An 18351-nucleotide genomic window follows, 5' to 3' on the forward strand; every position below is an offset into this window, starting at 1 on the left:
GATCTAGCGCCTTGATCCACGACGTGTACATAACTCTTCGGATGAGACGGTCGCGAGGATTGCAACGACCGCAAGCAAATTGAGCGTCGCAACGATCTGACCGGTATCAATCGGAAAAACGCGTCAAGTCAGCGGAACCCGCAAAGTCAGCGGATCCTACGTGAACCCCCGCACGTCTCATGCGTGCGCGAATTTGTGTCGTTTAGGACGATGAGGCAAACCACCATGCAAAATCACGTTCCTGAAGATACAGCGATGTCCAAACGCGACTTTCACTTCTTTCAACTGGAAGATCGAGTCCTTCTCTCCGGTGAAGGTTTGGAAGCGATTGATGTCGTCGCACCCGATGCCGAATTGCTCGAATCGCTCAACGCCGAACTGGATTCGATCGATGCTGCGCTGAACGATATCAACGCGTCCGACGTGACACCTGACGGCGAAGCGCGTCGACCGAAAGACGATCCCGAGTTTTACGATCCGGCCGATGGCCCGCTCACGATGGATCCGGCTCGGCCGATCGAGGTCATCTTCATCGATGACGGGGTGCAAGACAGCGATACCCTTGTCCAGAACCTTCGCGATCAAAATGAAGACACTCAGTGGGTCATCGTACGCCTATCGAGTGACGAAAGCGGCGTCAACCAAATTAGTCTCGCGTTATCGATGTTGCAGGGTGTCGATGCGATCCATCTGGTTTCACACGGCGACGGGGAAGCGATCCAGTTGGGTAGCGATCGTCTAAGCATCGACTCCGCTCCCTCATTCGCTGGTGACATCGCATCATGGGGCCACTCGCTCGACGCGCAGGCTGACTTGCTGATCTACGGGTGCGATTTGGCCAGTACCACCGAGGGTCAGGACCTAATCGACATCCTAGCCCTGGTCTGCGATTGCGACGTTGCAGCGAGTGACGACGCGACCGGGCATGCGGACTTGGGTGGTGACTGGATTTTGGAATACAGCGTCGGCGATGTTGAAACGGACGTCGCGTTTGGTTTCGTGGCCCAAGCGAGTTGGCACCAAACACTGGACCTAACTGCGTCGGGAGGTGAAACGCTGGTCAATGCAACTGCGACGGCAAACCAAGAGACGCGGCCGTTGAGTGGCAATGTCGACATGGATGAGTCGGGGCGTTACGTCGTCGTTTGGGACGATTATCAGAACGGCGACTCCGATGTTTACGCCAAGGTTTACGATGCGGACGGTACCGTTCTTACCGCTGACTTTCGCGTGCATTCTGCCAGTACCAGCGCCCAGGATTGGGGCAGTGTCACAATGGCTGAGAATGGGAACTTCCTCGTGACGTGGGACGATGCGCGTTCGGGTACCTATGAGACATACATGCGGTTGTTTGATGTCAACGGGAACGCCTTAACGGCCGAGACTCAGGTCAGCGGGCTTTCAGGCGGACAAGCCAACACTTCAGCGGACTTTGCAGCCGATGGTTCTTTCGTCGTCGTCTTTGAAAGTTTGACAGAACCAAATGTGTATCTTCAGCGATACAACGCCAGCGGTGTCGCTCAGGGAACCAATACGCTCATCAACACGACGACCAGCGGCACTCAACAAAACGCGGTTGTCGCGGTCGCTGACGATGGCAGTTTTGTCGTCACCTGGGAAAGCGAAAACCAAGACGATGGCATCTCCTATGGCATCTATGCCCAACGCTACGACGCATCAGGCGTAGCGCAAGGTTCCAACTTTCTGGTGAACCAGACGATCGCAGGGAATCAGCAATACGCGAATGTGGATTCCGATGCGGAGGGCAACTTCGTCGTTACCTGGACGAGTTCGGACGGAAACCAAGACGGCACCTGGGCGAGACGTTTCGATTCGTCGGGGTCGGCTTTGGACGATGAATTCCAGGTCAATACCTACACGCAGGGGAACCAGGCTCGCTCGCATGTCGACATGAATGCCACTGGCGATTTCATGATCACCTGGAACAGCGCGTCCCAAGATGGAAACGGCGGCGGTGTGTACGCCCAGCAATTCAATAGCGACGGTGTTCGAGTCAGTGAAGAAGTGCTGGTCAACACAACCACCTCCAACGAACAGGGGAATACCACTGTCGCACTGAGTGGCGACAAAGCCGTGGTTGCATGGAGTGGAAACGGACCTGGAGATGCGCAAGGTGTGTTCACGCAGCGTTTTTCAACCAACAGCCTCAGCCCTCTGGTAGTCGACACCACCAGCGATGTGATCGACGGCACTGTCACCGACGTGGCATCGCTATTAGCCGACCGAGGCGCCGATGGATTTATCTCGCTCCGCGAAGCCATCATTGCGGTCAACAACGATTCGGTAACGAACTGGCGGATCGATGTTGGCTCGGGCACCTACACGTTTGCAGCAGGTGCCGGCGATACCGCAGGCGATTTCGACATTCGCAACAGCGTACAAATTGTCGGTGCTGGCATCGGCAGCACAATCATTGATGCCAATCAAAACGACCGAGTCTTTGAAGTCTTTTCCGGATCGGTGGTTTTCCAAGACATGACGATTCAGGGTGGGCAAGGGACCGTCGTTGGATCAGGCATCGATGTCAACGTCGGAGCGGATGTCACGCTCGACACCGTTCGTATGTTCAACAACGAGTCCAACAATGCCGGAGGCGGAGCGGTATTGAACGCCGGCACGCTGACGATCCTCGATTCCGAATTTGAATCTAACAACGCAACGGGTGCCGAGGGCGGGGCAATTCGCAACTCAGGTGACTTGACGATTGAGCGAACCACATTCACCGACAACTGGTCAAGCAACAGTCTCGGGGGTGCTCTTTATCAAGCTGGAACCGGAACGGCCACGATCACCGATTCTCTTTTTGTCGGCAATTCCAGCACGCTAAATTCAGGTGGTGCAATCTACGGTGCGGGGGTTTTGACAATCACCAACACAACCTTCAGTGGCAATAGCGCAGGGGCCAGTCACCACGGTTCAGCAATATTCGTTACCAACGGAACGACAACGCTGCAAAACGTCACAGCTACCGGCAACACCCATGGAGACGGCGGCGCGGTCCGAGTGACTAGCACCGGCACACTGGACATCCGCAACACCATCATCGCTGGAAACACCGGTGGTGGGGCCGACGATCTTTCGTCCGTCGGCACGATCAACGATCTGGGTTACAACCTAATCGGCGACGGGACCGGTCAATCCGTTCTAGTCGACGGCGTCAACGGGAATCAAGTCGGCACCAGCGGCAGCCCACTCGATCCGATGTTGGAAGCTTTAGCGGACAATGGCGGTGCAACATGGACACACGCCCTTTTGGGAGCCAGCACCGCCATTGATGCGGGCAGCAACACAGACGCACCCCCTGCCGACCAACGTGGAGTCGCTCGCGATAGCTCTGTTGATATTGGTGCCTACGAATTCGTCGCTCCGATCGGACTGTTGGCACACTACAAATTCGATCCGCAAACCGGAGCCACCGACAGCAGCGAAAACAGTCTTGACGGAACGTTTGTCGGTAATGCATCGATTGACACGACAAGCGGAACGAACCAAGTTGGCAACGGAAAACTGACACTAGATGGAACAGGCGACTACGTGGACTTGACGTCGTCAATCTCAAGGTTTGACGACCTCTCCGAAGGAACCATATCGGCTTGGGTCAACACAACCGACACCGGTTTCAATACGATCCTGGATATCAACGATGGAACGACATCGAACTTTGCTTCCCTGTGGATCGACAATGGGCAATTGATCTGGAGCGTCAATGTTGGCGGTTCATCGCTTGTTCGCGCTACGTCGACCGCAACGATCAACGATGGCAATTGGCACCACATCGCCGTCACCACCGATGGCACAGGAACCTCGGTTTACATTGATGGATTGGAACTGTCGGGGGGCGCGGTCACGTATTCAAGTTCGACGGATACAACAGCGTTCTTCGACGATATCACTGGTGCGACGACCATCTCATTGGGCGCCTATAATTCGGGCGGTGTCGGCGGTGAGTTTGACGGTTTGGTCGATGATGTGCGGATCTACAATTACGCGGTCACTGATTCGGACATGTCCGATCTTTATGCTTACCGCTCCGCATCTCCTAACGATCTTGCCATCACCGACACGACACAAGGAGGCATCAGCATCAATGAAGATGGCGGAAACGATGCGTATTTCATCGCCGATGACGGCGACAGTGTCCTCGGTGGGTTGACCGAATTCACGATCGAGATGCAGTTTTCATCGACTTCGATCACCAATCAAACAACACTTTTTTCTTACGCGACTGCCGCGGATTCGAATGCTTTACTGAGTATCGTCAGCGGAACAACTCTTCTGCTGTATACCGATGGAGCGAGTTACAGCTTCTCCGGTTTTGACTTCACGTCGCTCGGTGATGGCGAGCTTCATGGCATCGCAATGACGTGGGATAGCGTGACGGGTGAGGCGGAACTGCATGTCGACGGGGTAGTCAAGTCCACAATATCTAGCGTTGCAGTTGGACACTCGATTGCTGTCGGTGGAACACTGGTATTTGGCCAAGAACAAGACTCTGTCGATGGAGGCTATGTCGCGAGCCAAATTTTTCGTGGCACGCTTCACGATGTGCGTGTTTTCGATGACGTCCGGACTGCCGGGGAAATCGGGGCCAGCTACCGCAGCGAATTGCCCTACGATGAAGCCAACTTACTTGCAAACTGGAAATTTGACGGTTTGTCGCCTGACGGAATCGTCACCGAATCAGTCAGCGGCAACAACCTAACGATCAAACACACCAGCGAATCTGGATTCACTGCCAGCAAAGCAGCACTCACGCTTGCAATCGACGAGAACACGATCAGCGGGAGCGTTGTGGGCAGCGTCTCTGGTCAAGACGCTGAACGTGCAGCAAGAATCGCATCGTTATTGGCGGCTGACGCAAACTTGCGATATTCGGCAGAGACGGGCAAGTTTTATGAACTCATCAATGTGTCGGCCGTTTGGACTACCGCTCAGTCATCGGCGAATTCAAACATGCTTGGAGGCGTCTCGGGCCAATTGTTGACGATTGGATCCGCGGCTGAGAATGAGCTTGCCACGTTGTTTGCCAACGAACTTGGAGGAGACGTCTGGCTAGGCTACTCGGACCAAGTCGTCGAAGGCGAATTCCAAGAGTACACCGGCACGACTGCAGGAAAAGTTGTCTGGCGTGGGGCCGCATCCGGCTACCGTGTCGACGACGCCTATTCCAATTGGGCAGCGGGAGAACCCAATGACGACGGCGGCCAGGACTTCGCAAAACTTTATGTCAACGGGACGTGGGATGACGAGGGCAGTGGAGCGATGGTGCGATCCATTGTGGAATGGAACGCCGATGCGGTTCTCGACGCCACCGATGCGGTGACTTACACGATCCAATCACAAACCGTCGCCGGTGCCTTCGCGATCGATACCAGCACGGGCACGATCACGGTCGCCGATGGATCATTGTTGAACTACGAGAGTCAGGCATCTCATTCGTTGACCGTTCGCGTGACGGACGAGGACAGCAACACTTACGACGAAGTCTTTACGGTTTCACTCAACGACTTGGCCGAATCCAATAACGCGCCAAGCGACGTGTCCAGCGGTATCGAGCTGAACACTGATGGCGGGAACGATGCGTATCTTGCTGCTGCGGATGCCGACTTTCTGCTTGGGGCGGATGGGCACACTTACGAAGTTCGGTTTTCAGGTCTGACCGATATCGCCCCAGGTGGTATGGCCACGTTTTACACGCAAAGAGACTTTGGCTCGGCGCAGTCCTATCTTGCGATTCACGACGATGGAACGCTCGATTGGGCGGGACTCACGTCCTCAGGGCAGTACACTCAACTACTTGACGGCGATGTCCACTCCCTAGCGATCACCTGGGATGCGTCGGCAGGCCATATCGCGTTCTATGTTGACGGAGAGTATGTCGAATCCACTTCGGTCGCATCGCAAGCGGGCAGTACTGGCGGTGACACGTTTGTGCTCGGACAGCACGTGGACTATTCGACCGGATCCTTTGATTCCGATGAAGCCTTCAAAGGGACCTTTCATGATTTCCGAGTGTGGGACCACGCCCGCGGCGCCGAAGAGATTGCACTGAACTATCAGCAGAAACTGGACTTTACACCAGCGGAAGCGACAGCCGAAGGATTGATGGCGAACTGGCAATTCGATGTTTTCAATGGTTCCAACGAAGTGGTCGACATCGTCACTGCGGGCACTGGGTCCGAAAACAACCTGAGCATTGGACATGCAGTTGGAACTGGTTTTACAGCCAGCACTCCGGTTGAAGATCTTCACGTCGCTGAGAACACCACCAACGGATCGACGGTCGGCTTCGTCTTACCGAGCGCCCCGGACGTTGCTGAAGACATTGCCGGCGATGGTTTATTCAACGAAGCGACTCCGTCCACCACCCAGTATGGTGTGACCGGGACGTTTGGTGACTGGACGGTCACGGAAGCCTCCATCGACCTGTTTGCGACCACCGATTGGGAGTCTCCGTTGGGCGGTCGCGTTGTCAACCTGGACGGTTCTGCGCCGGGAGCGATTGAGCAAAATCTGACGACGGTTGCGGGGCGGCAGTACCAAGTCGTCTTTGCGCTCACAGGCGACTTTAGCGGCGGAGACGCCGTCAAGAACCTTCGCGTGAGTGCGAGTGGTACGAGTGTCGATTACCAAGCGACTCAGGAGAGCAATTGGTCATGGGGTGAAATCGGGGCGTTTGAGCAGCGTAGCTTCACCTTCACAGCCGACGACACGACTTCGGTGCTCCAGTTCCGATCGCTCGAAGGTCCGACCAGCACCTATGGTCCATACATCGCCGACGTTCAAGTCATCGAAATTCCCGCTGCTGTGACGACGATTTTGAACGATGACCCGACGTTGTCCTACGACGCGGCGACGGGCAAGTTTTACAAACTTGTCACAAACGCAGTGGACGTGACCACCGCCATGTCGAGCGCGTCCAGCGACTTGATTAACGGAGTCGGCGGTCAATTGGTAACGATCCGTTCGTCCTACGAGAACGAACTGGTTCAGGACATCGTTTCCAGAGCGGGATCGGAGTTCTACATTGGAGGCACCGACGCGACGAGCGAAGGTAACTGGAATTGGATCGAAGACGGAGTGGAGGCAGACAACTTCTGGGTTGGTGATGAATTGGGTGCAGCACCTGCCGGCGTTTACGCCAATTTTAATTCGATTGAGCCCAATGACTTTGGAGGGAACGAAGACTACCTAGCTATCTACGGATCGACCGGCGAGTGGCTTGACCTCTCCGGTGCAGACAACCGCGGCTGCATCATTGAATGGAACGCCAGCGAAGTTTTATCTAACTTCACGTTCAGCCTGAACGACGATGCGGGCGGGCGGTTCGCGATCGATTCAAACACCGGCGAAATCACCGTCGCCGATGGATCGCAACTGGATTACGAAGTAGCGGTGTCGCACAACATCACCGTGCAGGCAACCGATGCGTCGGGCAATTCATATAGCGAAGTGATGGCGATTGCGTTAGACGACTTGGCTGAATCGACTTCGGTAGTGGTGCCTATTGCTCAGTCAATCAACGAAGACACCAGCTTGACATTTTCCACCGTCGGCGGGAACGCGATCGTTGTTGCAGGCGGTGGTTTGGATGATCCAATCCTCTCGGTCAGTCTCTCGGTCGCCAACGGTTCGCTGACACTCGCTACGACATCAGGCATCACATTCCTAGATGGTACAAATGATGGCGACGCTAGCATTGTCATTTCCGGCGCGGAGTCGGATCTCAATACGGCCCTCGATGGGCTGCAGTACCTTGGCAACCAGGACTACAACGGCAGCGATACGCTGACGGTCACGACCGGATCGAACGCGGGCGTGGAGGCGAACTTGTATGCGAGATACGAGTTCGCAGGTGGATCGACGACGGATGACAGCGGTAACGGATACGACGGCTCCGCGAGCGGCAATCCGAGTTTGACGACTGACGCCGAGCGTGGCGATGTGATGACGTTCGATGGCGATGACAAAGTTGTCGTCACCAATGGGACCCTGGGACTTGGCGGAGAAGTCACCATCGCGGCCTGGGTGAACTTGGATGCTGGCCAGGGCGACGCAGTCGCAATTTCGCTGGGGGACAGATTCTTCATCGAACTCGATAACAACAGTTCGGGATGGGGCGTTGGCGCGGCCGCGTTTGGCTCCGGGACCTACACGGCAGGCGCCGGTGAAATTGACGTCGCGGGAACCGGTTGGCGACATGTCGCCGCGACGTTCAGCGATGCAAACGACGAACTACGCCTGTACATCGATGGAAATTTGGAACGCACATTCACCGGGCTGACTCAAGTTCCTGACTGGGCCAGCTACTCAAGCCAGGACATCGTCATAGGCGATCGAGTGGATTCCACCGCCCCGATGGTAGGAAGCCTGGATGACGTCCGAGTTTACAACGCAGCCCTGAGCGAAACAGAAATCGTCGCCATGATGGGCGATCAGGGATACGCCTCCGAAACCGTCGCCATCACCGTGACGGCTGTTAACGATGCGCCGGTGATGACGGCTTCATCGCCCACCTATCCCGCCACCGAAGATGGAGCTCCTTTCGCCGCTTCAGTCTCAGCGTTCTTGGGCAGTACCGTCACCGATGCCGACGCCGGTGCAGTGGAAGGTGCCGCGATCTATGGATCCGCGGGCTCTGGTGGAACTTTGGAATACAGCATCAACGGTGGATCCAGTTGGACATTGATTCCATCGGTCGATGCGACTTCCGCGTTGCTTTTGAGAGCGAATGACCTGATTCGCTTCACACCGGACACAGAGAATGGCGGCACCCTGACGTTGGACTACCACGCCTGGGACCAAACGTCCGGTACCGCCGGTGGAACAGCGGATGTAACGACACGCGGCGGTTCGACCGCATTCAGTACAGCAGACAACACCGTCACGGTGACCGTCGCGGATGTCAACGACGAACAAGTCATCAGCACCAACAACGGAGCAACGTTCACCGAAGGCTCAGCGGGAAACACTATCACTTCCTCGATGCTGGAGACCACCGATGTTGACAACACCGCTGGCGAATTGACTTACACCGTGACGGCCAACCCCGGTCACGGCCAATTGAAATTGGACGGACTCGTCACCACCTCGTTCACGCAATCGGAAATCGACGCCGGACGCATCACTTACGATCACGATGACAGCGAAAACCTGGCAGACAGTTTTTCGTTCAGCGTGGATGATGGCGCTGGCTCGGCGTCGACCGGTTCGTTCAGTATCACGCTGAACCCGATCAACGACAACGCTGTCGCGATCACCAGCGATGGTGGTGGAGCAACGGCCAGCATCAACGTGAATGAAACCGTGTCCTTCGTGACCCAGGTCACCGTCAGCGATGCCGACATGCCGGGTGATACGATGACGTATTCGATCACCGGCGGAGCGGACCAAAACGACTTTACAATCGACAGCGGTGGAAACCTGACTTTCGTCAACCCGCCGGATTACGAAAGTCCAGCTGATGATGACCTGGACAATGTCTACACCGTAACGGTTCAGGTCAGCGATGGTGTGCACACCGATAGTCAATCAATTACTGTCACCGTCCAGGACGTGCAAAATTCGTCGCTAACCGTCACCACAACTTCGGATGTCGACGACACGGGGCTGGGTGCAACCTACACGATCGAAGAGCTGTACGCGGTCGGTGGTGGCACCGACGGCGAGGTTTCGCTTCGCGAAGCAATCACCGCGGCCAATGGAACGCTCGGCCAAGATACGATCAACTTTGCCATTCTGAACACCGACGCTGGCTACACCGGAACGCCTGGTGTTGATGCGTACTGGCAAATTTCGCTGACCGCCGCGCTGCCGACCATCACCGAATCCGTCATTTTGGACGGAACCAGCCAAACCGTCTTTGGCGGAGACGTCAATCCAGGAAGCTTGGGCGTCAGTAACGAAGCCGGCACCAACGACCAAGCGATCAGCAGCGTTGAGCGACCAGAAATCGCAATCATCGGTGCGTCAGGATTCGATGGCTTGGTTGTAGGCGCCGACAACGTCACGGTGCAAGGCTTCGCGATGTTTGGCTTCTCATCTGATGCCGCGATCTACATTAGTGATGCTGTTATCAATACCGTGATCGACTCCAACGTCTTCGGCGTGTCTGCCACGGGAATTTCGGATCCAGGTGCCGCCCTGAATAACCAGATACATGTTCAATCGGTTGGCGCAGACAACGGAATTCTATCGAACAACATCCTGGCCTACTCCAAGGCAGCGGCAATCCACGCCAGCAACGCCTCCGACGGCTGGAGCATCACCGGCAACCAATTTGTCAACAGCGGGTTCAACTACAGCAACGGTGATGCCATCGCGATGAACGGCTCCACCGGCGGCACCATCGACGGAAACTATATTGCCGGCAGTTCAACGCAAGCGATTCTGCTGTCGGGTTCAACCAGCGGCGTCACGATCACTGACAACACGATCGTCGGCAATGGGGTCGGACCGAGTTCTGGATCAGAAGTCCAGTTTGATGCGATCGCGTTCCGCAGCGGCACGAATGACATCACGCTTCGCCACAACATAATCGCTGACAACTACGGCGCTGGAATCACGGTCAACGACGGTGCGTACGGCATCGAGATCACGCAGAACTCGATGTACGGCAACGGCACGATTCTGTCTCGCCAGGGTGCTGCAGCCAGTGACATCGTCGCGATCGATTTGCAGACAACTGGCGAAGACGCTGCTTTTGGAACCGCTCCGTACTACACGCCCAATGATGCGGGCGACGCCGATACAGGTGGAAATTCGCTGCAGAACTTCCCGGTCATCGACTCTGCCAGCACCGACGGAACTCAGTTGGCGGTTTCTGGCTCATTCAATAGTTTGGCCGCTCGCACGTATCGGATTGAGTTCTTTCTGACCGACGAATACGCCAGCGGTCACGGGCAAGGCGAAACCTATCTGGGATCAATCGACGTCACCACCGACGGTTCCGGAAACGCAACCTTCGACACCAACTTTGTTGCTGCCCTGCCATCAGGAACACTTGTTACCGCAACCGCGACTGATTTAACGACGAAGGAAACGTCGGAGTTTTCACAGCAGTTCGCGGTCAACGATACGCCGCACATCCTCGGTAGCGATCTCGTCACCAACGGCCAATTTACCTCCGACGCCAGTGGTTGGAATGTCAGCGGGAATCTGGATCATGACGGCAGCCAAATGCGATTCGGCCAAATTGGAGGTGCTCCCGGAGTTCTATCGCAGACTCTGACGACTGAAATCGGCAAAGAGTACTTTCTCACCTTCCGGTATGGCGACGGTAGCGCAACTCAGTCGCAGTCGATTCAGCTCGACGTCAATGGCAGTGCGTTTCTTTTGGACGAAGCGATCGCCAGCGATGTGGCGAGTATGTTGCTGCAACCCTACACCTACAGCTTTGTCGCTGATTCCACCAGCACAACGCTGACGTTCACCGACACCTCGGCCGACCATTCTGGTGTCCGCGGTTATCTCGATGACGTTGAAGTGCGAGAAGCATCCGCCCCCGCCTGGGCTGATCTGGACTACACCGAAAACGATTCCGCGACCGTCGTATTTCCAGATGTGAACCTGGCAGATGTCGATGACACGCAGCTGGAGTCCGCCGTCGTTCGCATCAGCGCCAACTTTGTTTTATCGGAAGATGTCTTGGCGGCGGTCGATCAATTCGGGATTGTCTCCACCTGGAACTCTGGAACTGGGGAACTGACACTGACCGGTACCGCAACGGTGGAACAGTACGAAACGGTTCTAGCGTCCGTCACCTACGAAAACACCGATAACAGTCCGAGCACTGCCACACGGACCATCGAGGTAGTCGTCAACGACGGGGACGGCGATTCCAACGTTTTGTCACGCGATGTCACCGTCGAGTCGGTCAATGATGATCCCTATAACAACGGATCACTTCCAGCCAGCATCACGGTTACCGAAGACGTTGCGTCCAACGTGGACCTGTCATCCATCGATCTGCGCGATGTGGATGGTAGTGGCGGACAAGACCTGAGCATCAAATTGTCGACCTCCACCGGCGGCAACCTGTACGCCACAACGACAGCAGACGTGACCGTCGTTGGCAGTGGAACGTCGACACTGACGTTGACCGGAGCTCGCGGAGACTTGAACGCGTTTCTAGACATCGCCACATCGATCACTTATCAGCACGCCACGCCAAACGTGAATGGTGTCGCTGCGGATTCGATTCAGGTCGCCGCGAATGACAACGGCAACACCGGCACAGGCGGCGGCACGGATCAGGTCTTTGGAAATGTCTCGGTCGACATCACCGCCGTCAACGACGCACCAACGATCTCGACTGGTTTTGACACCATGGTCGGGGAGTTCGGCGGTAACACAACGACGTCGATCATCGGAAAAGCGACTCTCGAATCGACCAACCGAATCGCGGTCGATTCGGACCAGACGTACGAACTGTCCGTGACCGCTTGGTCGGGCGATGGCGTGGGCGGCAACTACGACGCGGGCGAATCCCACTACCTCGGTTTTTACAGCTACGACATCGACGGCAATCAAATCACTTCTCAACATACCGGCCACTACGCGGGGGCAGCTGATACGACTCTTGCCATCGACCTTGTCGCGGGGGCGACCGAAATCGTGCTAACCGACGCAACCGGTTGGTACGAGGGCGGCACCCAAAACAATCGCTCGTTCGCTTGGTACGGCTACACCAATAGCCTGGGGGAAACCTACGCCGACTACACCTACACCCGTAACGTTGAAACGAACTTATGGGATGCCGGTGCGATCGATCACGTGACCGGTGTCATCACGCTGCGAGAAGCTTGGTCCGGACCGACCATCTTGGCGGGTGAAGCCGTTCGCAACATGTCACCGACGGGCGGAACGTACCAATACCCGTTGTTGTCCAACGGACCGATCGACGAAACCGGCGGCGATTATTCCATCGTGATTGGAGGTGCCAACGATACCGGTGCCACCAGCCAAACGCAGTTCCGTCATGGCACCGCCTACATTGCGCCTTTGGTTTTGGCCAACTACACCGGAACCAGCAACGAGTTGAACATCAGCGATTTTACCGTCGCCACTCAGCAAGGCACCACGGTGTTCACCGAGGACGCCGGCCCGATCGCAATCATCGACAACGACTTTGCGATCACCGATGCGGACGACACCTTTGCCGAGTCCATGACGATCACTTTGACCAACGGGAAGTTGGGCGACATTTTGAATGTCGATGAAAGCGCGATCAAAGCACTCGGGATCTCGGTCATCGGTATCCCAAGCGGCAACCTGACTGCCGATGGATCGATCACGTTGACACTGACCAGCGACACCCCAGACACCGTGACGTTTGCGGACTACCAGGCTGCGCTCAACGAAATCACGTTCGACAACAACAGCGACGATCCTGACACAACTGATCGCACGATGACCTTCGTCGTCAACGATGGAGACGTTGATTCGGCAGCAGAGAACTTGGTCATCAAAGTCCACGCCGTTGATGATGCCCCAGTCGTTTCAACCACCGCCGACAATCCGACGTTTACCGAAGGCGGCGCGGCCGTTTCAGTGTTTTCGGGCACCACCATTGATGCCGTGGAACTGGGCGACACGATCGGATCTTTCTCGATCTCGATCGACGGAGTCGCTGACGGAGCGCACGAGCAGTATCGCATCAACAGCGAATACATCGAGCTAGTCGATGGCAACGAAGGTCTCACCGATTCGTCTGGGTTCAGCTACAGCGTCAGCGTCAACGCCGGTGTCGCAACCGTGACGCTCTCACGTGATTTTGGAATCGGGCCGGGCACTGCCGCGGCCTTGATCAACAACAGCGCCTATCAAAACACCAGTGACGCCCCCACGGGCACCACCCGCACAGTGACGCTGGAAACGGTCACCGAATTCGAGCAAGACGGAGTCAACGACACGACAGTTGTCGGCACGCAATCGGTCATCACGATCGCCGGTGTGAACGATGCCCCCGAGTTCGTCGGACCGGAATTGATCAGCAACGGCACCTTCGATACCGACTTGAGCGGTTGGTCAACCGTCGGTTCAACTGCCTACACCAGTGGCGAGATGAACTTCGGCGGCGGCAACGCAGTGGGACCACACACGGCCTCGCAAACGATCGCTACCGAGGCTGGCCAAACTTATCGATTGACGTTCGATTATCGCGACGGATCGGATCTGAAAAATCAATCGCTGCAAGTCACCGTGGACGGCGACAGCAATCTGCTGACGACTTCGCACATCGTCACCGACATTGATGGCAACACTTTCGTACGATACGAGTACACGTTTACCGCCGATTCGTCTGCGTCCACGATCACCTTCAACGACACGTCGGACACCGCCGGATTGTCCGATGATACCAACAACGTCGACGGTCGCATTGACAACGTATCGGTCCAGCAAATCAATGGTCACGTCGGATCGGCAAGCTTCACCGAAGGCGGATCCGCCGTGGTGCTCGACGGCGACCTGACGCTGTTCGATGACGAAATTGCCGCCGGACTGGACAACTACAACAACACAATTCTGCGGATTTCACGCAACGGTGGAGCCAGCGGGGACGACGTGTTCGGCGCCAGTGGCAACCTTGCCTCACTGACCGAAACCGGCAGTCTTGTCCTGAACGGCGAAACGATCGGTACCGTCGACCAAAACTCCGGCGGCCAATTGACGTTGCGTTTCAACACGAATTTGGACGCGGCCAAACTGAACGAAGTCCTGCAGTCGATCACCTACGAAAACACCAGCGACGCACCGCCGGTAAGCTTGCAGTTGAACTGGGAGTTTGACGACGACAACTTCGGCACCCAACAAGGCACCAGTGGCGAGCTGACAGGCACGGCATACACCGTCGTGAACATCTCCGGTACGAACGACGCACCGGAACTGGACAACAGCGGCACGCCGACCGTCACTTCGATCACCGAAGATCAAATCAACAATGCCGGCATGACCGTCGCCGACCTTTTGGCAACGGGTGCGGGCGGCGACCCAATCAGCGACGCTGATAGCGATCCGGAGGGCATCGCAATCACGGCTCGTATCAACGGCAATGGACAGTGGCAATATTCGACCGATGGTGGAACGAACTGGTCGGCCGTTGGCACGGTCTCCGAAAACTCGGCGTTGCTCCTGCGCAGTACCGACCTAGTCCGATTCCAACCCGATGGAGACAACGGAGTCACGCAAACGTTCGAATTCCGTGCTTGGGATCAGACATCCGGAACCGAAGGTACGAAGGTCGACACGACCACCAACGGGGGAACAACCGCGTTCAGCACAGCGATCGAATCGGCTTCGATCACGGTCACCCATGTCAATGACGCTCCCACCCTGGACAATTCACCCGCGTTGACACTGACGACTCAAACGGAAGACGCTGGCGTACCGGTGGGAGCGGTTGGGACGCTCGTCACCGACCTGGTTTCTCTTGGTGGCAATGTGGGCGATGTCGACAACAACGCCCAAACCGGGATCGCACTGATCAGCGCCGACACAACCAACGGAACTTGGTGGTTCACAACCGATGGGGGAACCAACTGGAACGCACTGGGAACCGTTAGTGATTCATCGGCGCGGGTTTTAGAGGCGAATACCAGCACGCGCATCTATTTCCAATCCGATGCTGACTTCAACGGCACGATCACCGATGCCATTCGTTTTCGTGCCTGGGATCGTACCGTGGGCACCAACGGATCGCTGGAAGATGCGACGCTCGTTGGTGGGACCACCGCCTTTTCGAGTGCGGTTGAACGGGCAGACCAGACGATCACACCGGTCAACGACGCGCCGCAGTTGGATTTCAGTTTCTCAACGTCGCTGAACACGATCAATGAAGACGCTGTCGACAATGCAGGGCAAACCGTCGCGTCAATCTTGTCTTCTTCGGGCCAAGACATCCTGACCGATGTCGATGGCGATCCCGAAGGCATCGCAATTATCGTTTCCAACCCAGGCAACGGAACTTGGGAATACTCGTTAGACGGCGGCACCATTTGGACTGATATCGGCAGTGTCAGCAACTCCAACGCATTGTTGTTGCGTTCCACGGATCTCGTTCGATTCAATCCCGACGGTGAAAACGGCACGCTGGCCAACTTCGGCTTCCGCGGTTGGGACCAAACCAACGGCACGGCCGGCACCCACCACAATATCAGCTCCACCGGTGGACCTTCAGCGTTTAGCAATTCGACGGAATCGGCGTTGATCACTGTCACCGATGTCAATGACGCACCAGTATTGGACAACAGCGCCAATCTGATCTTGACCGCGCAAACCGAAGACGCAGGCGCTCCGTCGGGAGCCGTCGGTACGGTCATCACCGATTTGGTCTCGCTAGGCGGGAACGTCACCGATGTCGATGCCAGCGTACAGACGGGCGTCGCCATCACGGCTGCCGATACCGCCAATGGAACCTGGTGGTACACGACCGATGGCGGCACGAACTGGAACGCCTTGGGAAGCGTCAGTGATTCATCGGCTCGCGTTTTGAATGCCAACAGCAACACACGAATCTACTTCGAAGCCAATGCTGACTTCAACGGAACGATCAGCAACGCGATCACCTTCCGAGCCTGGGATCGCAGCCTTGGTAGTAATGGTTCGTTGCAAGATGCTAGCACGAACGGTGGCACGACGGCGTTCTCCTCGGCGAGCGAAACCGCAGATTTGACCATCACAGCAACCAATGACGAAGAAGTTGTATCGACGAACACCGGGGCAACTTTCACGGAAAATTCGACTGGCAATGTGGTCACGACTGCGATGTTGCATACCAGCGATGTCGACAACACTTCGGCACAGTTGATCTACACACTGACCAGCGACGCGACGACCGGCAGTTTGTATCGCAACGGAACGCTCATCGGCAACGGAGACACATTCACCCAAGCCGACATCGACGCCGGCTTGGTGACCTACGATCACGATGGTGCTGAAGTCTTCAGCGATAGCTTCGGCTTCAGTGTTGACGACGGGGCGGGCAATGCGTCAACAGGCACATTCAACTTGACCATCACTCCGGTCAATGATCAGACGCCAACGATCACCAGTGACGGGGGGGGGCGTCGGCCAGTATTGATGTCAACGAAACGCTCACTTTTGTGACGCAAGTTACCGCGACCGATGCCGACTTGCCTGGCGATACGCTCACCTACTCGCTCATTGGCGGGCCGGACCAGAGTCGATTCAGCATCGACGGCAGTGGAAATCTGACATTCAGCACCGCGCCGGACTTTGAGAATCCGACCGACAGCGGCCTGGACAATATTTACAATGTCACCGTTCAGGTCAGCGATGGTGTGTATACCGACACACAAAGCATGACGATCAACGTTCAGGATATGGAAAGCACAGCGTTGGTCGTGACGACGACGTCCGACGTCGATGACAGTGGTCTCGGTGCGACCTACACCATCGAAGAACTTTATGCGGTCGGCGGTGGTGCGGATGGCCACATCTCGCTGCGTGAGGCGATGATTGCCGCCAACATGACCGCGGGCGAGGACAGTATCAGCTTCAATATCAGCACCAGCGATGCTGGCTACGTCGATCCCGATGCAATTCCTGGCAATGGGAACGAGTACTGGAAGATCACTGCCAACACAGGTTACACGTTCACTGACACAGTGACGATCGACGCGCGCACTCAAGGCGGCTACGCGAACGCACCCGTCATCGAAATCACCGGTGACGGTTCGTTCAATACCTTTAGCCTGCAGAACCACTCCGGTTCGACGATCGCCGGTCTCTCGTTGACCAATTCACTGCGTGGCGTGTTCCTTTCCGGAGGCGATTCACACACCATCGTCGGCAACTACTTCGGACTGCAGACTGACGGAGAGACGATTTCCGGCATCGGTTCGATGGGCGTTTCCGCCTCAGGCAGCGACAACAATTTGATCGGGGACACCGGTGTCACCAATCGCAACGTGTTCGCAGGTGGCGGCGGAAACGGGATCTTTATCGATGCCACCTCCGACGGCACGGTGATTCAGAATAACTACATCGGTGTCAACGCAGCCGGCGACACGGATCTTGGCTTCACAACGGCCGGTATCAATGTTTCGGGCACGGGAACGTTGATCGGAACCGACGGCGACGGAAGTGACGATTCGTTGGAAGGTAACTTGATCGCAGGCAGCAGCAACAACATTCGTCTGCTCGGTGACAACACGACCATTTCCGGAAATACGATCGGTTCAAGTGGCATGACGCAGACGACCGGTGTCCTGATCGGTGCCGGAACCGTAGGCACGACGATTGGCGGCACAGCGGCCGACACGGGCAACGTCATCACCGCTCACAGTGGACGGGGCATCAGCGTCAACG

Annotated in this window: 3 pseudogenes; all 3 read left to right on the plus strand. The window is 56.3% G+C overall.

Annotated features, from left to right (window positions below):
* Positions 1-225: 225 nt before the first annotated feature.
* A pseudogene (locus RE6C_RS33380) lies at positions 226-15820 on the plus strand (LamG-like jellyroll fold domain-containing protein); the annotation flags it as partial.
* 959 nt (positions 15821-16779) lie between these two features.
* A pseudogene (locus RE6C_RS33705) lies at positions 16780-17127 on the plus strand (cadherin-like domain-containing protein); the annotation flags it as partial.
* Positions 17124-17294, plus strand: a pseudogene (locus RE6C_RS33390) (cadherin repeat domain-containing protein); the annotation flags it as partial. The pseudogenes RE6C_RS33705 and RE6C_RS33390, both read left to right, overlap by 4 nt.
* Between the last annotated feature and the right edge of the window lie 1057 nt (positions 17295-18351).

The organism is Rhodopirellula europaea 6C, assembly GCF_000338295.1.
GTDB lineage: Bacteria > Planctomycetota > Planctomycetia > Pirellulales > Pirellulaceae > Rhodopirellula > Rhodopirellula europaea.